Below are 20,003 nucleotides of genomic sequence, written 5' to 3'. Positions count from 1 at the left end.
GCGGACCCCGTGTGTCTATAGGGCTCACGCTCAATAGGACTCCTCGCAGGCGGTTCAGTCCCCGAGAACAATACGCAGAAAGCGTTCCAGCTCCGTCAACCCGGGGATGAGCTGCGCTGCCGACTGGGCGTAGACCTCAGGTGAGCGGCGGTACGGGTCTATCACGTCATCGTCCGCGCTGGCCGTCGGAGTCGCTGCGTACACGCGTTGCGTGGTGACATGCTGCAGGACGGCGGTCAGGCGGGCTCGCGGGCTGTTGCCGGCATCGCCCGCCGCCGTGCGAATGTCCTCGGGGCTCAGAGCGGAAGTGAGCCGTGCGAGCTGGCGCGCCGTGAAAGAGCGACGCACCTGGCTCGGCACCATTCGGACCGCATGGGAGCGGTGGTCTCGAGTCATCGTCAGCACCAGATCCGCGTCGAGAATCAGCGGTTCAGTGAGGAGTTGAGCCCTGTGTGCGGATGTGGCGTCTGGCTCGGCTCCGGACTCGATGGCGAGGATCCGTGCCGGCTCGGTCATCTCGTGGCCGATCAGCGCACGTGTACCCGCACTGTGCACTCGCACCGCGACGTCTGCCAGTCGTGCCCGCAGGATGGTTTCAGCCATGGGGGAGCGGCAGATATTGCCCGTGCAGACGAACAGGATGGTCACCGGGCCGGCCTCAGCTTCCGCGGCGATGATCTTCCGCCTCCGCTGCTCGCGCAGTTCACGTCGGCTGATCCCGGCGGGAGGAACGGAGGCGTTCGCGGTCACGATCTCACCCTAGAGCCATCGAAGCGTTTCAGCCCGCACAGGTGGTCACTACCGAGGTTGCGCCGAAGGCGGGGGTGAGGTCGGCGATGATCTTCTCGGGATTCGCGTTCGGCAGAGACACCGTCAGCGAAGCCGTCGTGGAGTCGCCCGGCGCGAGGTCTGTCGAGAAGCTGATCACGCGGTAGTCGCCGTCGCGTCCACCGCCGAAGCCCAGGTCTCCCGAGAGCCCGGAGTCCAGCAGATTCGCCCCGACGGGCAGGTAGATGTAGGTCACCACGCGCAGCGTCGCGGCGGGCACCCCATAGCTTCCGCCGATGATGGCGCCGGGAAGGCTGGTGGCAGCGTCTGCAGGAGCGGTGTTGGTCAGGGTCAGCTTCAGCGTCGCCTCGGACGTCACTTGATCGGCTCCGCAGCGGTCCCAGGTGAGCTGCGGGTCGACGTCGAGATAGTAGCCCAGTTTCGAACCGGTACCGTCGTTCAGGTAGATGCCGAAGCGTGCGGCATCGTCGTCGGTCACGGGGCGATGCCCCGAGAGCGTGGTCTCCTCGAGCACCCGCTGCTCGTCTTCGTGCTCGCTCCACAGCAGCAGGCGACGCTCGTCTCCCGCGCGACGGAGCGCCGAGAGCACCTCGGACGGCTCCGCACTGCCACTGACCAGGGTCTGGAACACGGCCGCCGCGGCCTGCGCGAACACCGCGTTCTGCTCGGCGGGGTCGGGGTAACGCAGATAGACCTGGTTGAGCAGCAGGTCGACGGCGTTGTCAGACGTCAGCGTCTCACCGGTCGGCAGCGTGATGGGTCCCGTCGCCTTGAGAAGGTACGAGAGCGCAACGGGATCGAGCGAGATCACTCCATCGGCGTCGGTGCCGTGCTCGCGCTGCCACATCTCCCTCGCGATCGGTGCGGCCAGTGAGAAATCGGGCAGCACAGTGGTGCCCGAGAACCATACTGCAGGCCGGGTGCCGTAGAGCGCTGTGAGGTCGGGGTCGAGTTCCGTCACCGGCGACGCGTAGCGACGGATTCCGGCGGTGCCCTGCTCGACCAGGCTGACGTTGCCGTGCTCGGCGGTGACCACAGCCGTCGCCCCGGGCATGCCGCCGAGTGAGCGCAGCTCGGCGGGGTTCTGGAACAGCAGCAGCCAGGTGCGCTTCTCATCTGAGCCGAGCATCGTCGGCAGCAGCTCGGCGGTGCGCTGCAGCGTGCTGGCCGCACTCGACGCGTTGTCGACCTGAATGACGGCGGTGTCGACGATCTCGCGCAGCGGGCGCACGAGCGGGCTGGTATCGATGCTCTTCAGTGCTTCGGATGCTGACGCCATGCCCGTCGCGGCTTGATCGGCTGCGGTGCGGATTGACGTGAACGCCGATAGGTCGATGCCTCCGTTGGTGAACCGGAACGAATCGAGGTCGACCGAGGAGAGCACTTGTGCGAGCGGCGTGAGGGTGCTGGTGCTGATGTCGTCGAGCGTCTCGGCGATGGTCGAAACGGCCGAGAGCTGCGGTCCCGCCCACGGCAGCTGCGAGCTCGCCCTCCAGATCGGATCGCTCGTGAGCTCTCGCGCGGCGCGTGCGTCTTCGGCCAGCTCACGGATGGCCACGGCGGCAGCATCCGGGTCGGTCATCGCCTCGGCCGCATTGCTGATCTGCGCGCGCGCAGCCTGCAGATGCTGGGCGGCAGCGATGCCGCGGAAGGTCACCCACATCGCGGCCGCGAGAGCGGCGATGAGGAACACCGAGAGCGTCCAGCCGACGATGCGGCCGATGCGACGCTCCCGTGCAGGAGAGATTCCTGAGAAGACCGACATCAGTCAGACACCACCACGATCCTGTCGCCTGTCCAGACCGCAACACCGTCGCTGCTCATCGCCAGGGCCACAGGCTCGTCGGTCTCGGCGGTTTCGGCGCAGCCGACCACCGTGACCGAGTCGGCGGACACCCGGCTGATGGTCAGCCCGGCACAGTTGTCGCTGACGTGCCCGAGAACGAGATCGCCATCGTCGATCGCGAGCGCCTTGACGTTCTTCGTCGGCAGCGCGGTCCACGCGGTCTCGTTCTGCTGCCACGCCTGGCCATCGCAGATCAGGGCGACGACGTCGCCCACTGCACGCAGCCCGGTCGCGTCTGGGCAGGGCGCCGCCGCGACATCGTCGCCGGGGTGCACGCGGGCAGGATCGGCGAGGTCGACGTAGCGGGATCGCGAGAGGGCGCCCTCGTACGAGATCCAGGCATCGCCGGCGCTGAAGGTGCGCAGGGATGCTGCGTCGCAATCGACGTCGACTCCGCCGATCAACTCGGCGCCGTCGCGGTGCGCATCGAGCGAAGCGATCTGGCGGAGGGCGTACTCGCGGGGCTGGACGTCGATCCAGGTGCCCTCGCCATCGACGCGCTGCAGCAGCGGTGGCTCACCGCCGCAGGAACCGGCGATCGCACGCCAGCCATTCGTTCCCGAGTACGACAGGAAGCGTTCTTCCGACCGGGCGACGGGCGCGGCGGGAGGTGGGGTTGTGACAGCCGGAGTCGCGGTCGCACTCGGCTCGGGCATCACTGACATCGAGGGCGGAGGTGAGGACGCCGTCGGAGCCGAGCCCGAATTCGTCAGCGCCATCACACTCAAGGTGCCGACCACCACACCGAGCATTGCGATGACGACGACGGAGAGGGCTCTACGAGCTGTGCGCGAAGCGGGCATCGGTGCTCACGCCTTGTCCTCGACGCTTGCATTGCGCCGGCGACGACGGGGCTGGGCGTCGGGCTCGTCGCCGTAACGCTGCTCGCCGTACCCGTACCCGTACCCGTAGGTCGCCGCGTCGGCGCCACGAGTGGGAACCTTGGTGATCACGATGCCGGCCTGTTCGGCGCTGACGCTGTTGAGTGCCGCCATCGCGGCGGCCAGCTGTTGCTTGGTCGTCTCGCCGGCAGCGACGACCGTGATGACCCGGCTGGTGGCCTTGGACAGCAATGCGGCGTCAGTGACCGGCAGCAGCGGGGGAGAGTCGCAGATGACGACGTCGAACTCGCGCTCGAGCGCTTCCAGAAGCTGCGTCATTCGCGACGACCCCAGCAGTTCGGACGGGTTCGGAGGAATACGGCCCGCAGGAAGGATGAACAGGCTGCGCTCGCCCCACTGCAGCATCACCTCGCCGAGGCGCACGCTGCCGATGAGCACGTCAGAGAGGCCGATCGCACCATCGATGCCGCAGTACTCGGCGACCTTGGGCTTGCGTAGATCGGCGTCGAGCAGAGCCACCTTCTTGCCCGCGTCAGCGAGGGCGATGGCCAGATTGATCGCCGTGCTGCTCTTGCCCTCGGAGGGCATGGACGAGGTGATCGTGAAGCTCTGCCTGCCGTCGAAGTCGACGAACTGCAGGTTGGTGCGCAGCGACCGGAACGCCTCGGCGCGGGGACTCAGCGGGTCTACCTGGATGATCAGCGGGCGCTGCTTCCACTTCGAGTCATACGGGATCGCGCCGAGAATGGGGGTCTCGGTGATGTGCTCGACGTCGCGCTTCGTGCGTATCTTGGTGTCGAGCACGGTGAGCAGCATCGCGACGCCGACCCCGGCGGCGAGACCTAGAAGGAGGCCCAGCACGAGGTTCAGAGGGACGTTGGGGCTGGATGCCTGCGAAGGCGGCAGCGCATTCTTCACGCGTGTCAGGCGAACAGGGCTGGACTCTTGACCGTCGAGTGTGTCCAGGCTCTCGACCGTCGTCGTCAGACTGCCGGCGATTGCATTCGAGATCTCTGCGGCCTGGGCGGGATCGGCATCCGTCACGGTGATCGTGATGAGGTTGGTGCCGGTCTGCGCCGTCGCGGTTACGCGGCTCGCCTGTACGGCGGCGGTCGCGTCGAGATTGAGCTCCGTGATGACGGGGTCGATCACGACGGGAGTGGTAGCCAATGCGGCGTACGTCGCGACGCGCGCCTGGGTGAAAGTCTGACCCTGCTGCAGCTCGGCGACTGACTCTCCGGTCTGGGTGGAGACGTACACGGTGCTTGCGGCCGTGTACATCGGTGTGCGGGTGAGCGACCACACGGCCGCAGCGCCGACGCCGACGAGGGTGGTGATGACGATCAGCACTGCGTATTTACGCAGGACGTGAAGATAGTCGCGCAGTTCCATGGGCTCCCTGTCGGTATTCTCGTCAATCCTGCCATAGTGCGTACGCGTGGCGAGCGAGGCGGCGGCGCGAAGGCGTCACGGTAACCTAGGGGCGTGACCGTCGACGACACTACCCCTGCGGAGTTGCGTTCCACTCTGAATCCCACGCAGATCCGTCGCCGCCGTGACTGGCGCGACGGTGGTCGCACGGTGAAGCGATGGGACGAGTCTCTCTTGGCCATCGCCCTGGTCGTGCTTGGGCTGACGCTGCTCGTCGCGGCGGCGATCCGCAGTTTCAGTGCGGGAGCGGTGGCACCGATCGTCGCGAACATGGTCGTGCTGGTCGGCATGCTCGTGGCGATAGTGATCGCGTTCCTGCGCGCCAAGCCGCGCCCGCTCTTGCGATGGCGTGCCGTGGATATTCTCTACGGGCTGGGGGCTGGACTGGCGCTGCGAGTAGTGCAAGGCTGGTTGGCCGTCGCGGCTGGAGAGGATGGTGCGTTTCCAAGCTACTCGACGGCGCGGCAGAGAGTGGGCGACCCGTGGCTCCTCGGCGACATCGGCTCGTTGCTGCTGTTCGCGCCCGTCATCGAAGAACTGTTCTTCCGCGGTGTGCTGCTGGTGACGGCGTATTCGGTTGTGCGGCGAATGGCAGGTCGAGTCCCCGCAATGATGGTGGCTGTCACGCTGTCTACGGCCGCGTACGTGGGGGCTCACGCGTGGACGACCGGCGTCAGCTGGGAGGCGTGGGCGAGCCCGTTGATCATCGGCGTGGTCAGCGCAGCGCTGGTCTTCGTCACCGGACGGATCTGGGGCGCGGTCGTACTGCACTTCGTCATGAACGTGACGTTCGTGGCGCTGGCTCTGATCGGCACGTACTGGAGCTGACGATCGGTGAATAGGTCTCGGTGGGTCGCATCCGGTCTCGGTCTATGACAGTATTTGAGTGACACGGGGGGACCGCGCATATGCCGCGGTGCGGCGTGCGGCCGACGAACCCTTGTACACGAAAGTTAGGGATGCATATGAAGAAGACTGTTACGAGCCTCGCGCTCGCCGGAGTTCTCGTCCTCGGCGGAGCATCAGCGGCAGGCGCCGTTCAGTACCCGGTGGACGAGCCCGAGGTCACCGCCAGCGACACCACGCCGGTCGCCGGTCAGCCTGTGACTCTTACGGTGCGGGTTCCCGAAGGCATCACCGGGGTCACCTTCACCGTCAACGGAGCCCCGGCCGGTTCCACGCTCACATCCATGGTCTTTGCTTCGGCGTCCACTGTCGACCTGTCTGTGAACAAGCCCGTCGTGAACGGCACCGCTTCGGCGGTCTTCACCCCGGCAGGAAACGGCACGTTCACCGTCGTCGTCACAGCTCCAGGTATGGAGCCGATTTCGATCGACGTCGTGGTCGGCGCCGCCATCACTCCGGGCGACGACTCGGATGGGCTTGCGACCACGGGTGGCGACGTTCCGGCCGGCGCGATCTGGGCCGGCGTCGGCGCAATCGGTCTCGGCGGCATCGCGGTGGCTACCGCGGCAGCGCGTCGTCGCTCCAGCAGCAACAACAGCTGATCGAGCAGTTCCACTGACTCCGAAGACATCCACTGACTCCGAAGACACCGGCCGCCCCGGCCCATCCCCCGGGTAGGCCGGTGTCTTCCGTGCTTCTACCCGAGGTGTTCGGCCGTCCTTGGCTGGCGGTCGTACTCGCGCTGATCGGTGTCGGTGTGAGCATGGTGCTTCGCGACATCGCCGCGGCGTTTCCGGTCACCGGTGTCGAACGCGTCGTCGTGGTGACGCTGGCGACGACCGTTCCGATCCTGGCCGTAGCGGTGTGTGTGCCGGTCCTGACCACGTCGACCGGGTTCAGGCGCGCGACAGGTCTGACCCGCCCGCGACTGCGGGATCTGGGCATGGGCGTCTGTGCGGGGCTCGTCGTCCGAGCGATCACTGAACTGGTGTCACCGACCATGGGCACCGCGACCGATTCGCTCGGTCGCGGCATTGTTCCAGCCATGGCGCTGTCGCTTCTGGTCGCCGTCGCCGTGTCGCCGTTCATCGAAGAGCTGCTGTTCCGCGGTGTCCTGCAGCGTGCGCTGGCTGATGGTCTGCACGCGTCGGGTGCGGCAGTGGCGGCCGGAGTCTCGGTGGCGATGTCAACCGCGGTGTTCGTCCTGTCGCACCTCACCACGGGCGTGATGAACGCGGGATTGTTGGTCTCGACAATCAGTGTGAGCGTGGTGTGCGGCCTGCTTGTAGCGATGACGGGTCGGCTTGTCGGGGCGATCATCGCGCACGCCGTCCATAATGCGATCGGTGTCGCCTTGCTGTTGTGGTGAGGCGGCCTTCGCCCATGTCATGTGGCGTTTCAGTTCACTCGTATTCACTATGCTGGGAAACGATTGTGATGTTGCACCCGGGGGCGAGGTGCATTCCAGAGGGGGGCACGCTCGGCGTGGCCGGAATGGTTGGCGGATGGAAGCGGATTCGACGCTGGACAAGTTGACACCGGTACAGAGACGACGGCGCGTTGCCGTTGTCGCGGCTGACTGTCTCGCCTGGGTGGTAGGCATCTTCGCAGCTGTGCTGCTCCGCTTTGAGTTCGATCTGACCGCGACCGGATGGCTCGCCACGCTGGCGCTTTGTCTGCTCGCGGCGGGTCTGCAGGTGCTTCTCGGCTACGCGGTGGTGCGATTCCGTGGTCGCCTGCGTTACGGCTCCTTCGAAGAGGTGCGCGATCTCACCCTCCAGGTGGTCATCGAGACAGCGGTCTTGGCGATTCTCGTCATTATCTTGGGAAGCGCGTTCGGGGTGCCGCGTGGAACGATGTTCCTCGCGTTCCCGTGTGTCCTGCTGCTGATGTTCGGCGTGCGCTACACGTCTCGTCTGTTGCGCGATCGGGCCGTGAAGCACGCGGATGCCGTCACGCCGGCCCTGATCGTCGGCGCTGGAGCGTTGGGCGACATGGTGTTGCGTGCGATGACCATGGATCCGGCCTCGCCGATCAGGCCGGTCGGCATCCTCGATGACGATCCTGCCAAGAAGAACCTTCGTCTGCGAGGTGTGCCCGTCGTCGGCAAGACGAAACACATCGAGGCGGTGGCAGCGCAGACCGGTGCGAAAGTACTCGTGATCGCAATCGCCCGGGCGGACAGCGTGTTGCTGCGCACTCTAGCAGACCGTGCCGAGAAGGCGGGACTTCGAGTATCGGTTACTCCGTCGCTCGGCAGCCTGATGTCGGGCGAAGAGTCCGCCTCTGACCTGCGCGACATCAGCATTGAAGATCTGATCGGTCGAACACCGGTCGACACGAACGTTGAGCTCATCGCCGGCTACGTGACCGGCAAACGCGTGCTCGTCACGGGTGCGGGTGGGTCTATCGGGTCTGAACTTTGCCGGCAGCTTTCAAAGTTCGGTCCGAGCGAGTTGATCATGCTCGATCGTGATGAGACCGGCCTCCAGCTCGCGCAACTGGGCACCGCCGGACACGGACTGCTTGATTCTCGAGACGTCGTACTTGCCAATATCCGCGAACCAGAGACCCTGCAGGCGATCTTCGCCGACCGGCGGCCAGAGGTAGTGTTCCACGCGGCAGCTCTCAAGCACCTGCCCATGCTCGAGCAGTACCCGGATGAGGCATGGAAGACTAACGTTCTCGGCACCCTCAATGTGCTGAATGCTGCGCGGTCGGTCGGCGTCGATACCTTTGTGAATGTCTCCACAGACAAGGCGGCGAATCCGACGAGCGTGCTGGGCCACTCCAAGCGTGTGGCAGAGAAGCTCACCGCATGGGCTGGGGAGGAGACCGGCAAACGGTACTTGTCCGTGCGATTTGGAAATGTGATCGGCAGCCGTGGGTCGATGCTTCCAACCTTCCGGGCGCTGATCGAGGCTGGTGGACCGCTGACAGTCACGCATCCCGACGTAACGCGATACTTCATGACCATCCCGGAAGCATGTCAACTCGTGATCCAGGCCGGCGGAATCGGACGCGCGGGCGAAGTACTCATCCTCGACATGGGAGAGCCGGTGTCGATCCTCGAGGTCGCCAAGCGCATGATCGCGATGTCGGGAAAAGCGATTGAGATCATCTTCACTGGTCTGCGACCGGGGGAGAAGCTGCACGAAGAACTTGTCGGCGGTCGTGAGAACCTTGAAAAGCCATTCCACCCAAAGGTTGCCCATACCCGGGCCGACCCGATCTCACCGGAACGTCTGGACAAGCGCGGTTGGGAAGAGCGCATGTTCGCTGAGCCGCGCAACAATGACACCGCGATCATTGAGCCCCTACGTCTCGAGCAGGAAGAAGCGACGACCAAGTGAACGAACGCATCTACATGTCGTCTCCCGATGTCGGGCAGCTCGAGGAGGACGCGGTTGTGGCGGCAATGCGGTCCGGTTGGATCGCGCCGCTCGGACCCGACGTTGACGCATTCGAACGCGAACTTGCCGCTCGAGTAGGCGTGGCTCACGGTGTCGCCCTGAGTTCGGGCACTGCGGCTCTCCATCTCGGCTTGTTGACGCTGGGCGTCGGCCCGGGTGACATCGTGCTCACCGCGACCATGACGTTCGCGGCTACCGCTAACGCGATCGTGTATACGGGTGCCGAGCCGTACTTCATCGACGCCGATCCGACAAGCGGCAATATGGATCCGAACTTGCTGCGCGAGGCGCTCGCAGCATTACGTGCGTCGGGTGAACGGGTTGCAGGGATCGTCCCGGTCGATTTGCTGGGCAAGGCTGTGGACTACACCTCGATCCTTGCCATCGCTGAGGAGTACGAGGTGCCGGTTCTTGCGGATGCGGCCGAGTCGCTCGGCGCAACGCACAGCGAGGGGGCGGCCGGAAGCTTCGGCCGGGCGTCAGTCGTCTCGTTCAACGGGAACAAGATCATGACGACGTCGGGCGGCGGGATGCTACTCACCGACGACGAACACTTCGCCCAAGAGGTTCGTTACCTCGCGACGCAGGCCCGGCAACCTGTTGTTCACTACGAGCATACCGACATCGGTTACAACTACCGAATGAGCAACTTGCTGGCGGCGCTCGGTCGGGCGCAGCTTTCGCGGTTGGACGAGATGATCGCGAAGCGACGCGAGATGCGCCAGTTGTACAAGCAGCTCTTCGCGGATCTCGACGGCGTCGAGGTCTTCGGCGCGGACGACGACGAAGACGACAATGTGTGGCTGACATCGATCTTGGTCGACTCGGAGGTCACAGGCTGGGCGCCTTCTGATCTTTCGGCTGCGCTCGCCTTCGACAACATCGAGAGCCGTCCGCTCTGGAAGCCGATGCACTTGCAACCGATATTTGCTGGTTCTCGTGGCACGCTCAACGGCGTTTCGGAGAACCTGTTCAAAATCGGATTAACGCTGCCGAGCGGCTCGGCGCTGACCGATGAACAGCGTGAGCGCGTCCTGACGATCATCTCGAGGTATCTCGGCGAGAAGCAGTCCGTGTGAAATCGCTGACCTTGCTACTGTCGTCCGCCGGACGTCGACCGTATCTAGTTGAATGGTTCCAACACGCGTTCCAGCTCAACGGGGTCTCCGGTCGAGTTGTGGTCGTCGACTCCGATCGGCATGCAGCGTCGCGCGACGCAGCGGACAAATTCCTCGTTGCACCGCCGGTAGTGAACTCCGGGTATGAACCCTGGCTTGCGAACGTCTTGCTAGGCGAGGATGTCGACTTGGCTGTCAGCGTGAACGATTTCGAGTTGTCGCGTTGGTCAAAGCTACGGGCTGACTTTCCGCGGGTCGATCGCCTCCTTCGCCTTGAAGCTGACACACATCGGGTCATCGAGGACAAGTTGCTTATGGCAAGCGCATTGCTCGAGCATGGAGTGCGTGTCCCCCGGACACAGACTGCGAGTAGCGCGCTCAACGGGCTTGACAGAGCCGGCACAGAGTTCGTCACGAAGGGGCGCTTTGGAAGTGCATCCCGGGGGCTTCGGATGGTGACCGCTGACACTCTTCACGAGATGATTCATGATGCTCTTCGGGAGGTGACGGACGCATCCGGTCGCCCGGTATCGATGTCCGCTCTCGACAGATTTGAGTCGCTCGTTGTGCAAGACCGGGTCCAAGGCGAGGAGTTCGGATTAGACGTGGTGTCGGATCTCGATGGCAAACACGCGGCGACTCTCGCGCGGCGTAAGATCGCGATGCGTGCCGGGGAGACAGACCGTGCTGTGTCAGTGGACGCGGCCCAGTTTGAAACGCTGGGACAACGTATTTCCACTGCGATTCCGCACCGCGGTTCGATTGATGTTGATGTCTTGGTTGATGTTGATGGCGAAGCGTGGGTGATTGACGTGAACCCGCGATTCGGCGGGGGATACCCATTCTCGCATCTCGCTGGCGCCCACACTCCGGCGGCGTACGTCGCGTGGTTGGCCGGCGTTGTTCCTAAGCAAGCCTGGCTGGAATCCGAGCCGGGCATCATCAGCAGCAAGTTCGTTGGGGTGGCTCGGACAGTATGAGTTCTCCTAAGCTGCGCGCCGGAATCAAACGTGCGCTGGATACAGCCCTAATTCTGCTATGTTCGCCACTCGTGCTACTCGCGCTTGTCGGTTCCGCGCTGGCGGTTCGTGTCACGATGGGGTCCCCCGTGTTCTTTACACAACGCCGCATCGGACTTCGAGAAGCACCGTTTTCTGTCCTGAAGTTCCGCACGATGTCGAACGCGCGAGACATCAATGGCAAGCTGCTGCCCGACTCGGCAAGATTGACGAAGACAGGACGCGTGTTGCGTAAGCTCAGCCTCGATGAGCTGCCGCAGCTTATCAACGTGCTCCGCGGTGAGATGGCTCTCGTAGGTCCCCGGCCGTTATTGGCTGCGTACCTGCCATTCTATCGGGATCGAGAGCGGCTCCGACACTCGGTGAGACCGGGGATTACGGGTGCAGCCCAGGTCGCCGGCCGGAATGGGGTCCTGTGGGAGCAGCGGCTGGGAATCGATGCTGACTATGCAGAGTCAGGAACGCTTCTGGACGATGCTCGAATTATCCTCACCACACTCAAGAGAGTGGTCCGCATAGACGGAGTGAGTGTGATTGCGGGGGACTCGGGCGAGCGACTCGACGTCGTGCGGAGCTATCCGAGTGATGGTGTTGTCGCCTTGCGCCGCCTTGAGGTCGCCGACGCCGAGACTCGAGTGCGCTGGTTTGAGGACCCGCGCACCTTCGCGAAGATGAACGTTCCAGTGGGCGTCACAGTAGAGGGCACGCGTGAGTGGATCCTGAAGTCACGCGGATCCACCCTTCGTAAGGATTTCGTGGGTTACGACATCGAATCGGGCAAGGTGCTCGTGATGTTGGGTATTCGTGGCCACAATGATCCAGCGTCCGTCGAGGTGCACGTCCTGGTCGACCCAGAACGGCATGGGGAGGGATTCGGGTCGACAGGAATGCGGCTCTTGTTGACATGGCTAGAGAGTCATCCCTCCATCTTGGGGGCCTGGCTCACTGTGCACCCCGAGAACCAACCCGCTATTCGTTTGTACGAGCGGCTGGGGTTCAGCGTTGCCGGAGATAGTGGCCCAGATCGGTTGCGAATGGAGCTGAAGTGGGGCCGTGCTGATGATTGAGGAAGTCCCACCAGCGCGAATCGAACGCTGGGGCGCGCTCGGAGACGCGCTCGGTGTGGATCTTTTTATCGCGCGCGATGATCTGCTGCCTTTTCCGCTCGCGGGAAACAAGGTGCGCAAGCTGGTCGCCGAGCTATCTTGGCTCGAATCCGCACGGACCGCCGTCATCACAAACGGAGCGATTGACTCGAATCACTGTCGAACTGTGGCGTGGCTTGCTGCGCAGCGTGGGCTCCGAGCGCACCTCGTTCTACACGATGAGAGATCTCAGGGTGCGGAGGCACCCGGGTTACGTGTCCTGCAGGCGTTGGGCGCTACCTTCAGCGTTGTGGCGCCAGCAGACATCGCTGCGGAGATTGCGGTGACGCGAATTTCGCTTGAAGCCGACGGACATCGCGTTCATACGATTCCAGGAGGCTGCCATTCGCAACGTGGCGCGATCGCATATCGTGACGCTGCTTTTCAGGCCTTCGATAGCGCGGACTTCGACTCAGTTTTTGTCGCTTCTGGAACAGGTGCCACACACGGAGGAATAGCTGCGGCAGCTGCGCAGACGGGTCGTAACATTCACGTTGTTGGAGTGTCGGTCGCCCGAACGGCAGAGCGAGGCACGGCGGCGGTTGCTGAGGCCGCTGCGTGGGCAGGCTCCCCAAGTCTAGACATCACCTTTCTTGATGATTTCATCGCCGGTGGTTACGCGAACAGTGCGCCGGAGCTGCGTAAGACAGTCCAGTTGGGCTGGCGATACGGGCTTCCCCTTGACGAGACATATACCGGAAAGGCCATGTGGGCGTTGAAGGAGTGGGCAGAGCGCGGTCTCTTGAACGGGAGGCGCGTTCTCTTTTGGCACACTGGCGGCTTGTGGAATGGTTTGACGCAGATGGGATCGGGCGGCGGTGGATTCGATGAATTGTAGGGCGATATTCTGCGCAGATTCTCGGTCCCGTATCGGTGTACCCGGTTTCACTAACCCCACGAGAGGTTCGGCATGAGATCTGTATGTTTTGTGGTCACGGCTGACAGGAGTGCTGGATTCCTCAGTGGATACCTCCAACACCTTCGCCTTGCCGGCTGGGAGGTGACGTTGATCGCGAACGACGATGGGAATCTCGCGCGGGTCGGTCGCGAAGAAGGCGTCAACACGATCGCGATCGCGATGCGTCGGAACCCGAGTCCGCTGCAAGACCTTGTCTCGATGTGGCGGATGTTTCGCATCCTGCGCGCGTTACACCCGGACGCGCTCATCTATGCGACGCCGAAGGCATCGATGGTCGCATCGATCACCGGAAAGCTGAACGGTATCCCCGTGCGGATATACGAGTTGTGGGGGTTGCGGTACGAGACTGAACGCGGCATTCGAAGGTTGGTGTATCGTGCAGTTGAGCGAATCATTGGATCCTGTTCAACAGAGGTCGTCGCCGTCAGTCATAGCCTTGCGACGCTCGCGCAAACGGAAGGCGTGGCGCGCCGAGTGCACGTTGTCGGCGAAGGGAGTGCCCTGGGCGTCGACACGGAGCGGTTCAGCCCAGACGCTGTTGACATGGGCGAGCTCGACGCGCGCACGAACGCGTTTTTAAGCGAGCATCGTACCTTGCCACGTGTGCTGTTCGTGGGGCGTATCAATCGGGACAAGGGATTGGATACGCTCGTTGAGGCGTTGAAGCTTCTCATCGCGGAGGACAGGCCGGTAGCAGTGATGATCGTTGGCGCTTACGAAAGCGATACCCTCCGCGCGTTGCTGGATAGCGTGACCGATGCCCTTCCGATCCACGTCGTTGGCCCGACGCCTGACCCTAGGCCGTATATGCGGGCAGCACGAGTGCTCTGTTTGCCAACGCTGAGGGAGGGATTCGGGCAGGTCATCATCGAGGCGGCAGCTATGGGGGTGCCCGCAGTAACCACGAACGCAACGGGCGCGAGAGATGCGGTCGTGAACGAGGTCACCGGGTTGGTCGTGCCGATGCGCGACCCGAGGACCCTCGCGGATGCGATCTGGCGTCTTGCCACGGAGCAAGGCTTGGCCGAGCGGCTGGGCGCGGCCGCTCGCGAACGCGCCCTGGCAACGTTCAGTAAAGCGAACCATGTGTGGCAGATTCATGCCGAGCATCTGGAAGAGTCGGTCGAGGCCGAACTCGCCGCCCGCGCGCAGTCTGGGTGATTCGCTGATCTCGTTGACGACGGAAGAGGAAGAAACAATGAAGGTGCTCATCACCGGTGGTGCTGGATTCATCGGCTCCAACCTTGTAGCCCACATCACCAACTTGGATGAAGGGCACGAAGTTGTCGTGCTCGACGACTTCAGCACAGGGCGTGAGTCGAACCTCGACGGGCTACCCGTTGAGCTGATCGTCGGGAGTGTGGCCGACGAGCAAGTTGTTCGACAGGCGGTGCAGGGGGTCGATGCGATCGTGCACTTGGGTGCTCTCGGTAGCGTCCCGCGCTCCGTCAAAGACCCAGTGGCGAGCCACGTCGCGAACCTGAACGGCACTCTTAACATCCTGGAGGCTGCCCGGGAAGTCGCGGCGTACGTCGTGTTCGCCTCGTCGAGCTCGGTGTACGGTGCGAACACGAAGCTGCCGAAGTCAGAGTTCGACTGGACCAGGCCGATGAGCCCGTACGCGGTGACGAAGCTCGGTGCAGAGGCGTACGTCCTCGCGTATCAGTACGCATACGGCCTGGCGACGCTTGCTTTCCGATTCTTCAACGTCTACGGACCGAAGCAGCCGGCCGACCACGACTACGCCGCGGTCATCCCGCGCTTCCTAAGCGGTGCGCTGCATGATCAGCCGCTGACGGTGCATGGGGATGGGCAGCAATCGCGGGACTTCACCTACGTCGAGACCGTCTGCTCCACGCTGTTCGCGGCGATCCAGCGGCGAGTCGTCTCCACGGACCCAGTCAATCTCGCCTTCGGGACGAGCACGCGACTGGTTGACCTCGTGGCGCTGATCGAGGAGAAGCTCGGGCATTCGGTGACCCGCGACCACGTCGAACCGCGTGTAGGAGACGTGCGCGCTTCGCAGTCGGATGGCGTTCGGATTCGGCAACTGTTCCCTGAAGTCGAGCCGGTTGCCCTGCAAGACGGGCTGACCGCGACAATCGCATGGTTCCAGGGACTCGAGAAAGTAGGTCGTCAACGATGAGCGAAGACCAGACGCGGATCGCGGTGCTCGGCCTAGGGTACGTTGGCTTACCCCTTGCTGTGGAGTTCGGCAAGACTCGCGACGTGATCGGTTATGACATCAACGAACAGCGGGTGGCTGCGCTACGCAGGGGGCAAGATAGCACGCTGGAGGTGTCTGAAGAAGAGCTTCGCGCTGCCAGCGTGCAGTTCACGAACGAAGAGTCAGCCCTCGCAGACGCCAACGTGTACATCGTGACGACGCCGACACCGGTCAACGAGCACAAGCAGCCGGACTTGGGTGCGGTTCTGTCTGCCACAAGGGTGATCGGTCGCAATCTCTCCCCCGGTGACGTCGTGATCTTCGAATCGACGGTGTACCCCGGCGCGACGGAAGACAAGTGCGTCCCGGTGCTTGAAGCCGAATCTGGCTTGTCGTTCAACGTTGATTTCACTGTGGGCTACAGCCCGGAGCGAATCAACCCCGGCGACAAAGAGCACCGGGTCAGCAACATCATGAAAGTGACCTCGGGTTCGACTCCTGAGGCTGCCGCGTTTGTCGATCATCTGTATCGGTCGATTGTGACTGTCGGGACACATCTCGCGCCGTCGATCAAGGTGGCTGAGGCTGCGAAGGTGATTGAGAATACTCAGCGCGACGTGAACATCGCCCTCATCAACGAGCTCGCGATCTTGTTCAACCGGCTCGACATCGACACTGAGGATGTGCTGCTCGCGGCCGGTTCGAAATGGAACTTTCTGCCGTTCCGTCCGGGCCTCGTGGGTGGTCACTGCATCGGGGTCGACCCGTACTATCTCACCCATAAGGCGCAGTCGGTGGGATATCACCCCGAGATCATCCTCGCCGGCCGACGACTGAACGATTCGATGGGAGCGTACGTTGCGTCACAGCTCGTAAAGCGGATGACGAAAGACAGGATCGCTGTTTCGGGTGCTCGCGTGCTGGTCCTGGGTTTGACGTTCAAAGAAAACACGCCTGATCTTCGGAACTCGCGCGTGGTCGACATCATCGAGGAGCTCCGGGACTACGGTACCCAGGTCGATGTGCACGACCCGTGGGCTGACCCAGCGCAGGCCGAAGTCGAGTATGGGCTGACGCTCGTTGACTCACCGGAGGCTGGGGTCTACGACGCGATCGTGCTCGCGGTGGCGCACCGGCAGTTTCGTGAAGCTGGTGCCGACGCCCTGCGTCAGTATGGTCGCGATCCGCACATTCTATATGACCTGAAGCACGGCCTTCCCCGTGCGGAGGCCGACCTCAGGCTGTGAATGAGGCTGGGTGCTGCTTCGAGCGACTAAGTGCGTTGTGTTGACGAATCGAGCGGTGGAGGGCGAGAAGGATGACAAAGGAACAGTCGGAGAAGAATCCTGTGCCGACGGTATCAATCATCATGGGTGCGTACAACGCAGCCAGCACGATCCGTGAGGCGCTGGAGTCCATCTTGGCGCAGACCTTCACCGACTGGGAGTTCATCATTTGCGATGATAATTCCAGCGATAGCACATTACAGATCTGCCGTGAGTACGCTGCCGCGAACCCTGGTCGCTTCAGGGTGCTAGCCAACGAGCGGAACATGAAGCTGCCCGCGACGCTTAACCGTTGCCTGTCGGCCGCTCGCGGCAAATTCATCGCGCGGATGGATGCGGACGATCTCTCGACACCCACGCGCCTTGCCACGCAAGTCGCGTTCCTTGAGTCGCATCCAGATATCCACCTGGTCGGGTCATCGATGCAACGGTTCGATGACTCTGGCTTGGGGAGCTTGGTGCTCCCCGTCGAACGACCCGACCGAAACACTCTTCGCCGTCGAGTGCCATTCTGCCACGCGACGATCCTCGCGCGGCGAGAGGTGTACGAGCAGCTCGGGGGCTACAACGAGTCCACGCGTACTTCGCGAGGTCAAGATGTTGATCTATGGTTCAACTTTTATCGGCTAGAAATGGTCGGCTTCAATTTGCTCGAACCCTTGTACATGGTGCGAGAAGATGCGGCTGCCATCCGGCGTCGCACAGCGAAGGTCCGGTGGAATTCGTTTCTGACGATGGTGAACGGCTATCGCATGCTCGGGTATCCCATTCGTTGGTACGTGCGACCGGTCTTGGAACTCAGTAAAGTACTCGTGCCGTTTCGTGCACAGCAGTGGTATCGACGCTGGCAGGCACGCCGCGCCGAAGCGGGGATTGCATGATCGTATACCCCCTCGTGTTTCTAGCTGCCACGCTGTTCGCGAGCTGGGGGGATCGCCGGGCGCAGAGGCGAGACGGCGGTGTATCGTTACCCCGAAGGCTTACGCTGGGCGCGGTACTCGTCATCGCGGTGCTCGCCGGGGTCTCCGCGCTTCGGTGGCGGGTTGGAACGGACTACTGGACATACGAATACGCCTATGACGCGTATGTCGAGCAGCTGCCCGACAAGTTAAGTCTGATGGGCGAGCCCGGACTTCGTCTTCTTGCCTGGCTCTCAAACGTAGTCGGGACCGGAAGTGCTGGGATGTTCGGGCTGGCCGCGATCATCACCATCACATTGATGGTGCGTACGCTTTGGCGATGGAGTCCTGCCTTCGCTTTCAGCGTCGCTATCCTCATCGTTTCCGGCGTCTGGCATGGCTCATTCAACGGTGTCCGGCAGTATCTCGCCTGCGCGATCCTCTTCGCTGGACACCGCTACATCATCGACCGGAAGCCATTCCGGTGGTTCGTCGTGGTTCTCGTCGCCATGCTCTTTCACGTGAGCGCGCTTGTTGCACTGTTGATGTACTTTGTGCCAACCAAACGAACGTCAATTCCAATCCAAGCTGCCGTGTTCGCACTAGGGGTTGTCGGAATGGTCAGCTTCACCGAAATTCTTGAACTGATCGGAGCGTTTGTAGGCGATGACGGGGTGGCCGATGGAATTTATGCGAATCGAAGCGTTAGTCCATTGCGCATTGCGTTTGCGTTTGTGCCGATCGCACTGTTCTGGATCCTCCGGAACAATGCGGCTGTCACTAACGCTAACGCTTGGTTCTACGTGAACATGCTGACGATCTACGCTGCGACGTACTTAGCGTCGGCGAATAGTGCATACATTGCCCGATTCGCGATCTACGTTGCTCCCTTCCTTGCGCTTGGCTTGGTTTCAATTACGGCGGTACCAAATCAAAGGGAGCGGGCATTTATTCGAGGCGCGCTGCTTTGCTTATATGCAACCTTTATGTACATCCAAATTGTTGACACGAGCAACCTTAGCAATTTTCAATGGATCTTTGAACGAGAGTGAGAAAAAGCAATTGGGCGAGATGCCGATAAGAGTGTTGCACGTCGTCGGAGCGATGAACCGAGGCGGTGCTGAGTCGATGCTTATGTCGCTCTATCGCGGCTTGGACAAGACCAAGACTCAGTTCGATTTCCTCGAGTTCACGCACGGCGCGACCGACTTCAGCGGCGAGATCCAGGAACTGGGTGGACGAATTCTGAAATGCAAGTGGACACAGATCCCGAGCCACTTTCGCTCGACGCAGAAGGCTGTCGCCCAGCTCATCCGAGATGAAGGCCCTTACGCAGCCGTTCACTCGCACACACTGTTCGCCAGCGGCGCCGTTCTGAATGCCGCGAGGGTTGCAGGTGTGCCGGTGAGGATCGCGCATGCGCACAACACCTCGGATGTTGGCACGGGGGTCGCGAAACAGTTGTACCGGGCGGCGGCGCGTTGGCTTATCCGACGAAACGCAACGGCGCGGGTTGCGTGCAGCCCGGACGCCGGACGCTACCTTTTCGGACCTAGGTTCTTCGCGAACGACGGCGTAATAGTCCCGAATTCCGTTGACCTCAAGAGGTTTCGTCCGCAGGCCCCGGCGACACGCGAACGCCGCGAGCCGACAACGAAGAAGGTCACACTCGTATCGGTGGCGCGGTTCGAGCCGGTCAAGAATCATCACTTTCTGGTGGAGCTGGCAGAAGAGCTCCGCGCGCGCGAGGTTGAGTTCGTTATGAAGTTCGTCGGTCATGGATCGCTGCAGTCAGCGATCACTGCGGAGATCGATGAGAGGGATCTTGGGGACCGGGTCGAAATGCTGGGTCTACGCAGCGACGTCGAAGAGATCCTGCGCGGCTCTGATGCGCTGCTGATGCCGAGTCTGTGGGAAGGGCTGCCTGTCACCCTCGTCGAAGCGCAGGCGACAGGGCTCCCCTGCCTCGTGTCCGAGGCGGTCACACGCGATGCCGACTTGGGCCTCGGCCTGCTGAACTATCTGCCGATCGACAGCGTTTCGGCTTGGGCGGGCGCGATCGAGGCTGGGTTCCGGCACCGCCCCACTGCGTCCGAGATACAAGACGCGCTCGGTGCGCGCGGCTACACGGTTGAAGCATCACTGGACAAGCTCCTCCCGCTCTACACGCCAGGCGAAAGCACCCGGACAACGTGACCGCACTCCCGCATCCAACACCCGCCC

General features: G+C 62.7%; 18 protein-coding genes. 14 read left to right on the top strand and 4 right to left on the bottom strand.

All coding sequences use genetic code 11. The features are described from left to right. Positions 1-54: 54 nt before the first annotated feature. Genes ACQUSX_RS06445 through ACQUSX_RS06430 form a run of 4 tightly spaced genes read right to left on the bottom strand, consistent with a single transcriptional unit; the run spans position 55 to position 4,869 of the window. Positions 55-750, bottom strand: a complete 696-nt coding sequence (locus tag ACQUSX_RS06445) for an arsenate reductase/protein-tyrosine-phosphatase family protein (protein ID WP_428906127.1) — start codon at positions 748-750, stop codon at positions 55-57. A 28-nt stretch (positions 751-778) separates the two neighbouring features. Further along, positions 779-2,554 (bottom strand): DUF4012 domain-containing protein, encoded by a 1,776-nt coding sequence (locus ACQUSX_RS06440; RefSeq protein WP_428906126.1) that lies wholly within the window; start codon positions 2,552-2,554, stop codon positions 779-781. Continuing rightward, positions 2,554-3,438, bottom strand: coding sequence for a hypothetical protein (locus ACQUSX_RS06435; RefSeq protein WP_428906125.1), 885 nt, complete (start codon positions 3,436-3,438; stop codon positions 2,554-2,556). Before ACQUSX_RS06435 ends, ACQUSX_RS06440 begins: the two co-directional genes overlap by 1 nt. 6 nt (positions 3,439-3,444) lie before the next feature. Then, positions 3,445-4,869 carry a tyrosine-protein kinase domain-containing protein gene (locus tag ACQUSX_RS06430; protein ID WP_428906124.1) on the bottom strand — a complete coding sequence of 475 codons (1,425 nt, stop codon included), beginning with the start codon at positions 4,867-4,869 and terminating at the stop codon, positions 3,445-3,447. A gap of 93 nt (positions 4,870-4,962) precedes the next feature. Between ACQUSX_RS06430 and ACQUSX_RS06425 the strand changes: the two genes are divergently transcribed. From ACQUSX_RS06425 to ACQUSX_RS06360, 14 genes are all read left to right on the top strand, one after another. Then, positions 4,963-5,736: a CPBP family intramembrane glutamic endopeptidase gene (locus tag ACQUSX_RS06425; protein ID WP_428906123.1), complete on the top strand. Its 774-nt coding sequence runs from the start codon at positions 4,963-4,965 to the stop codon at positions 5,734-5,736. Between the two features lie 137 nt (positions 5,737-5,873). Further along, on the top strand, positions 5,874-6,416 hold the full coding sequence (locus ACQUSX_RS06420) for a hypothetical protein (RefSeq protein WP_428906122.1): 543 nt from the start codon (positions 5,874-5,876) through the stop codon (positions 6,414-6,416). Between the two features lie 80 nt (positions 6,417-6,496). After that, positions 6,497-7,183: a CPBP family intramembrane glutamic endopeptidase gene (locus ACQUSX_RS06415; RefSeq protein ID WP_428906121.1), complete on the top strand. Its 687-nt coding sequence runs from the start codon at positions 6,497-6,499 to the stop codon at positions 7,181-7,183. A gap of 136 nt (positions 7,184-7,319) precedes the next feature. Beyond that, positions 7,320-9,167: a polysaccharide biosynthesis protein gene (locus tag ACQUSX_RS06410; RefSeq protein ID WP_428906120.1), complete on the top strand. Its 1,848-nt coding sequence runs from the start codon at positions 7,320-7,322 to the stop codon at positions 9,165-9,167. Then, positions 9,164-10,306, top strand: a complete 1,143-nt coding sequence (locus ACQUSX_RS06405; protein ID WP_428906119.1) for a DegT/DnrJ/EryC1/StrS family aminotransferase — start codon at positions 9,164-9,166, stop codon at positions 10,304-10,306. The genes ACQUSX_RS06410 and ACQUSX_RS06405 overlap by 4 nt, the downstream gene beginning before the upstream one ends. Then, positions 10,303-11,325 (top strand): ATP-grasp domain-containing protein, encoded by a 1,023-nt coding sequence (locus ACQUSX_RS06400; RefSeq protein WP_428906118.1) that lies wholly within the window; start codon positions 10,303-10,305, stop codon positions 11,323-11,325. The genes ACQUSX_RS06405 and ACQUSX_RS06400 overlap by 4 nt, the downstream gene beginning before the upstream one ends. After that, positions 11,322-12,431 carry a GNAT family N-acetyltransferase gene (locus tag ACQUSX_RS06395; RefSeq protein ID WP_428906117.1) on the top strand — a complete coding sequence of 370 codons (1,110 nt, stop codon included), beginning with the start codon at positions 11,322-11,324 and terminating at the stop codon, positions 12,429-12,431. The genes ACQUSX_RS06400 and ACQUSX_RS06395 overlap by 4 nt, the downstream gene beginning before the upstream one ends. After that, positions 12,424-13,347, top strand: coding sequence for a 1-aminocyclopropane-1-carboxylate deaminase/D-cysteine desulfhydrase (locus tag ACQUSX_RS06390; protein ID WP_428907603.1), 924 nt, complete (start codon positions 12,424-12,426; stop codon positions 13,345-13,347). Before ACQUSX_RS06395 ends, ACQUSX_RS06390 begins: the two co-directional genes overlap by 8 nt. 72 nt (positions 13,348-13,419) lie before the next feature. Continuing rightward, positions 13,420-14,589 (top strand): glycosyltransferase family 4 protein, encoded by a 1,170-nt coding sequence (locus ACQUSX_RS06385; protein ID WP_428906116.1) that lies wholly within the window; start codon positions 13,420-13,422, stop codon positions 14,587-14,589. Between the two features lie 37 nt (positions 14,590-14,626). Next, positions 14,627-15,574, top strand: a complete 948-nt coding sequence (locus ACQUSX_RS06380) for an NAD-dependent epimerase/dehydratase family protein (RefSeq protein ID WP_428906115.1) — start codon at positions 14,627-14,629, stop codon at positions 15,572-15,574. Beyond that, complete coding sequence (tviB, locus tag ACQUSX_RS06375) at positions 15,571-16,842, top strand: Vi polysaccharide biosynthesis UDP-N-acetylglucosamine C-6 dehydrogenase TviB (protein WP_428906114.1); 1,272 nt, start codon at positions 15,571-15,573, stop codon at positions 16,840-16,842. Before ACQUSX_RS06380 ends, tviB begins: the two co-directional genes overlap by 4 nt. A 47-nt stretch (positions 16,843-16,889) precedes the next feature. Then, entirely contained in the window at positions 16,890-17,762 is an 873-nt protein-coding gene (locus ACQUSX_RS06370; protein ID WP_487250603.1) for a glycosyltransferase family 2 protein, read from the top strand. Next, on the top strand, positions 17,759-18,832 hold the full coding sequence (locus tag ACQUSX_RS06365) for an EpsG family protein (protein ID WP_428906112.1): 1,074 nt from the start codon (positions 17,759-17,761) through the stop codon (positions 18,830-18,832). The genes ACQUSX_RS06370 and ACQUSX_RS06365 overlap by 4 nt, the downstream gene beginning before the upstream one ends. Next, positions 18,819-19,976 carry a glycosyltransferase gene (locus tag ACQUSX_RS06360; RefSeq protein ID WP_428906111.1) on the top strand — a complete coding sequence of 386 codons (1,158 nt, stop codon included), beginning with the start codon at positions 18,819-18,821 and terminating at the stop codon, positions 19,974-19,976. The genes ACQUSX_RS06365 and ACQUSX_RS06360 overlap by 14 nt, the downstream gene beginning before the upstream one ends. Positions 19,977-20,003: the final 27 nt, after the last annotated feature.

The organism is Microbacterium alcoholitolerans, assembly GCF_050408615.1.
Classification (GTDB): domain Bacteria; phylum Actinomycetota; class Actinomycetes; order Actinomycetales; family Microbacteriaceae; genus Microbacterium.
This window is presented reverse-complemented; position numbering and strand designations above follow the sequence as displayed.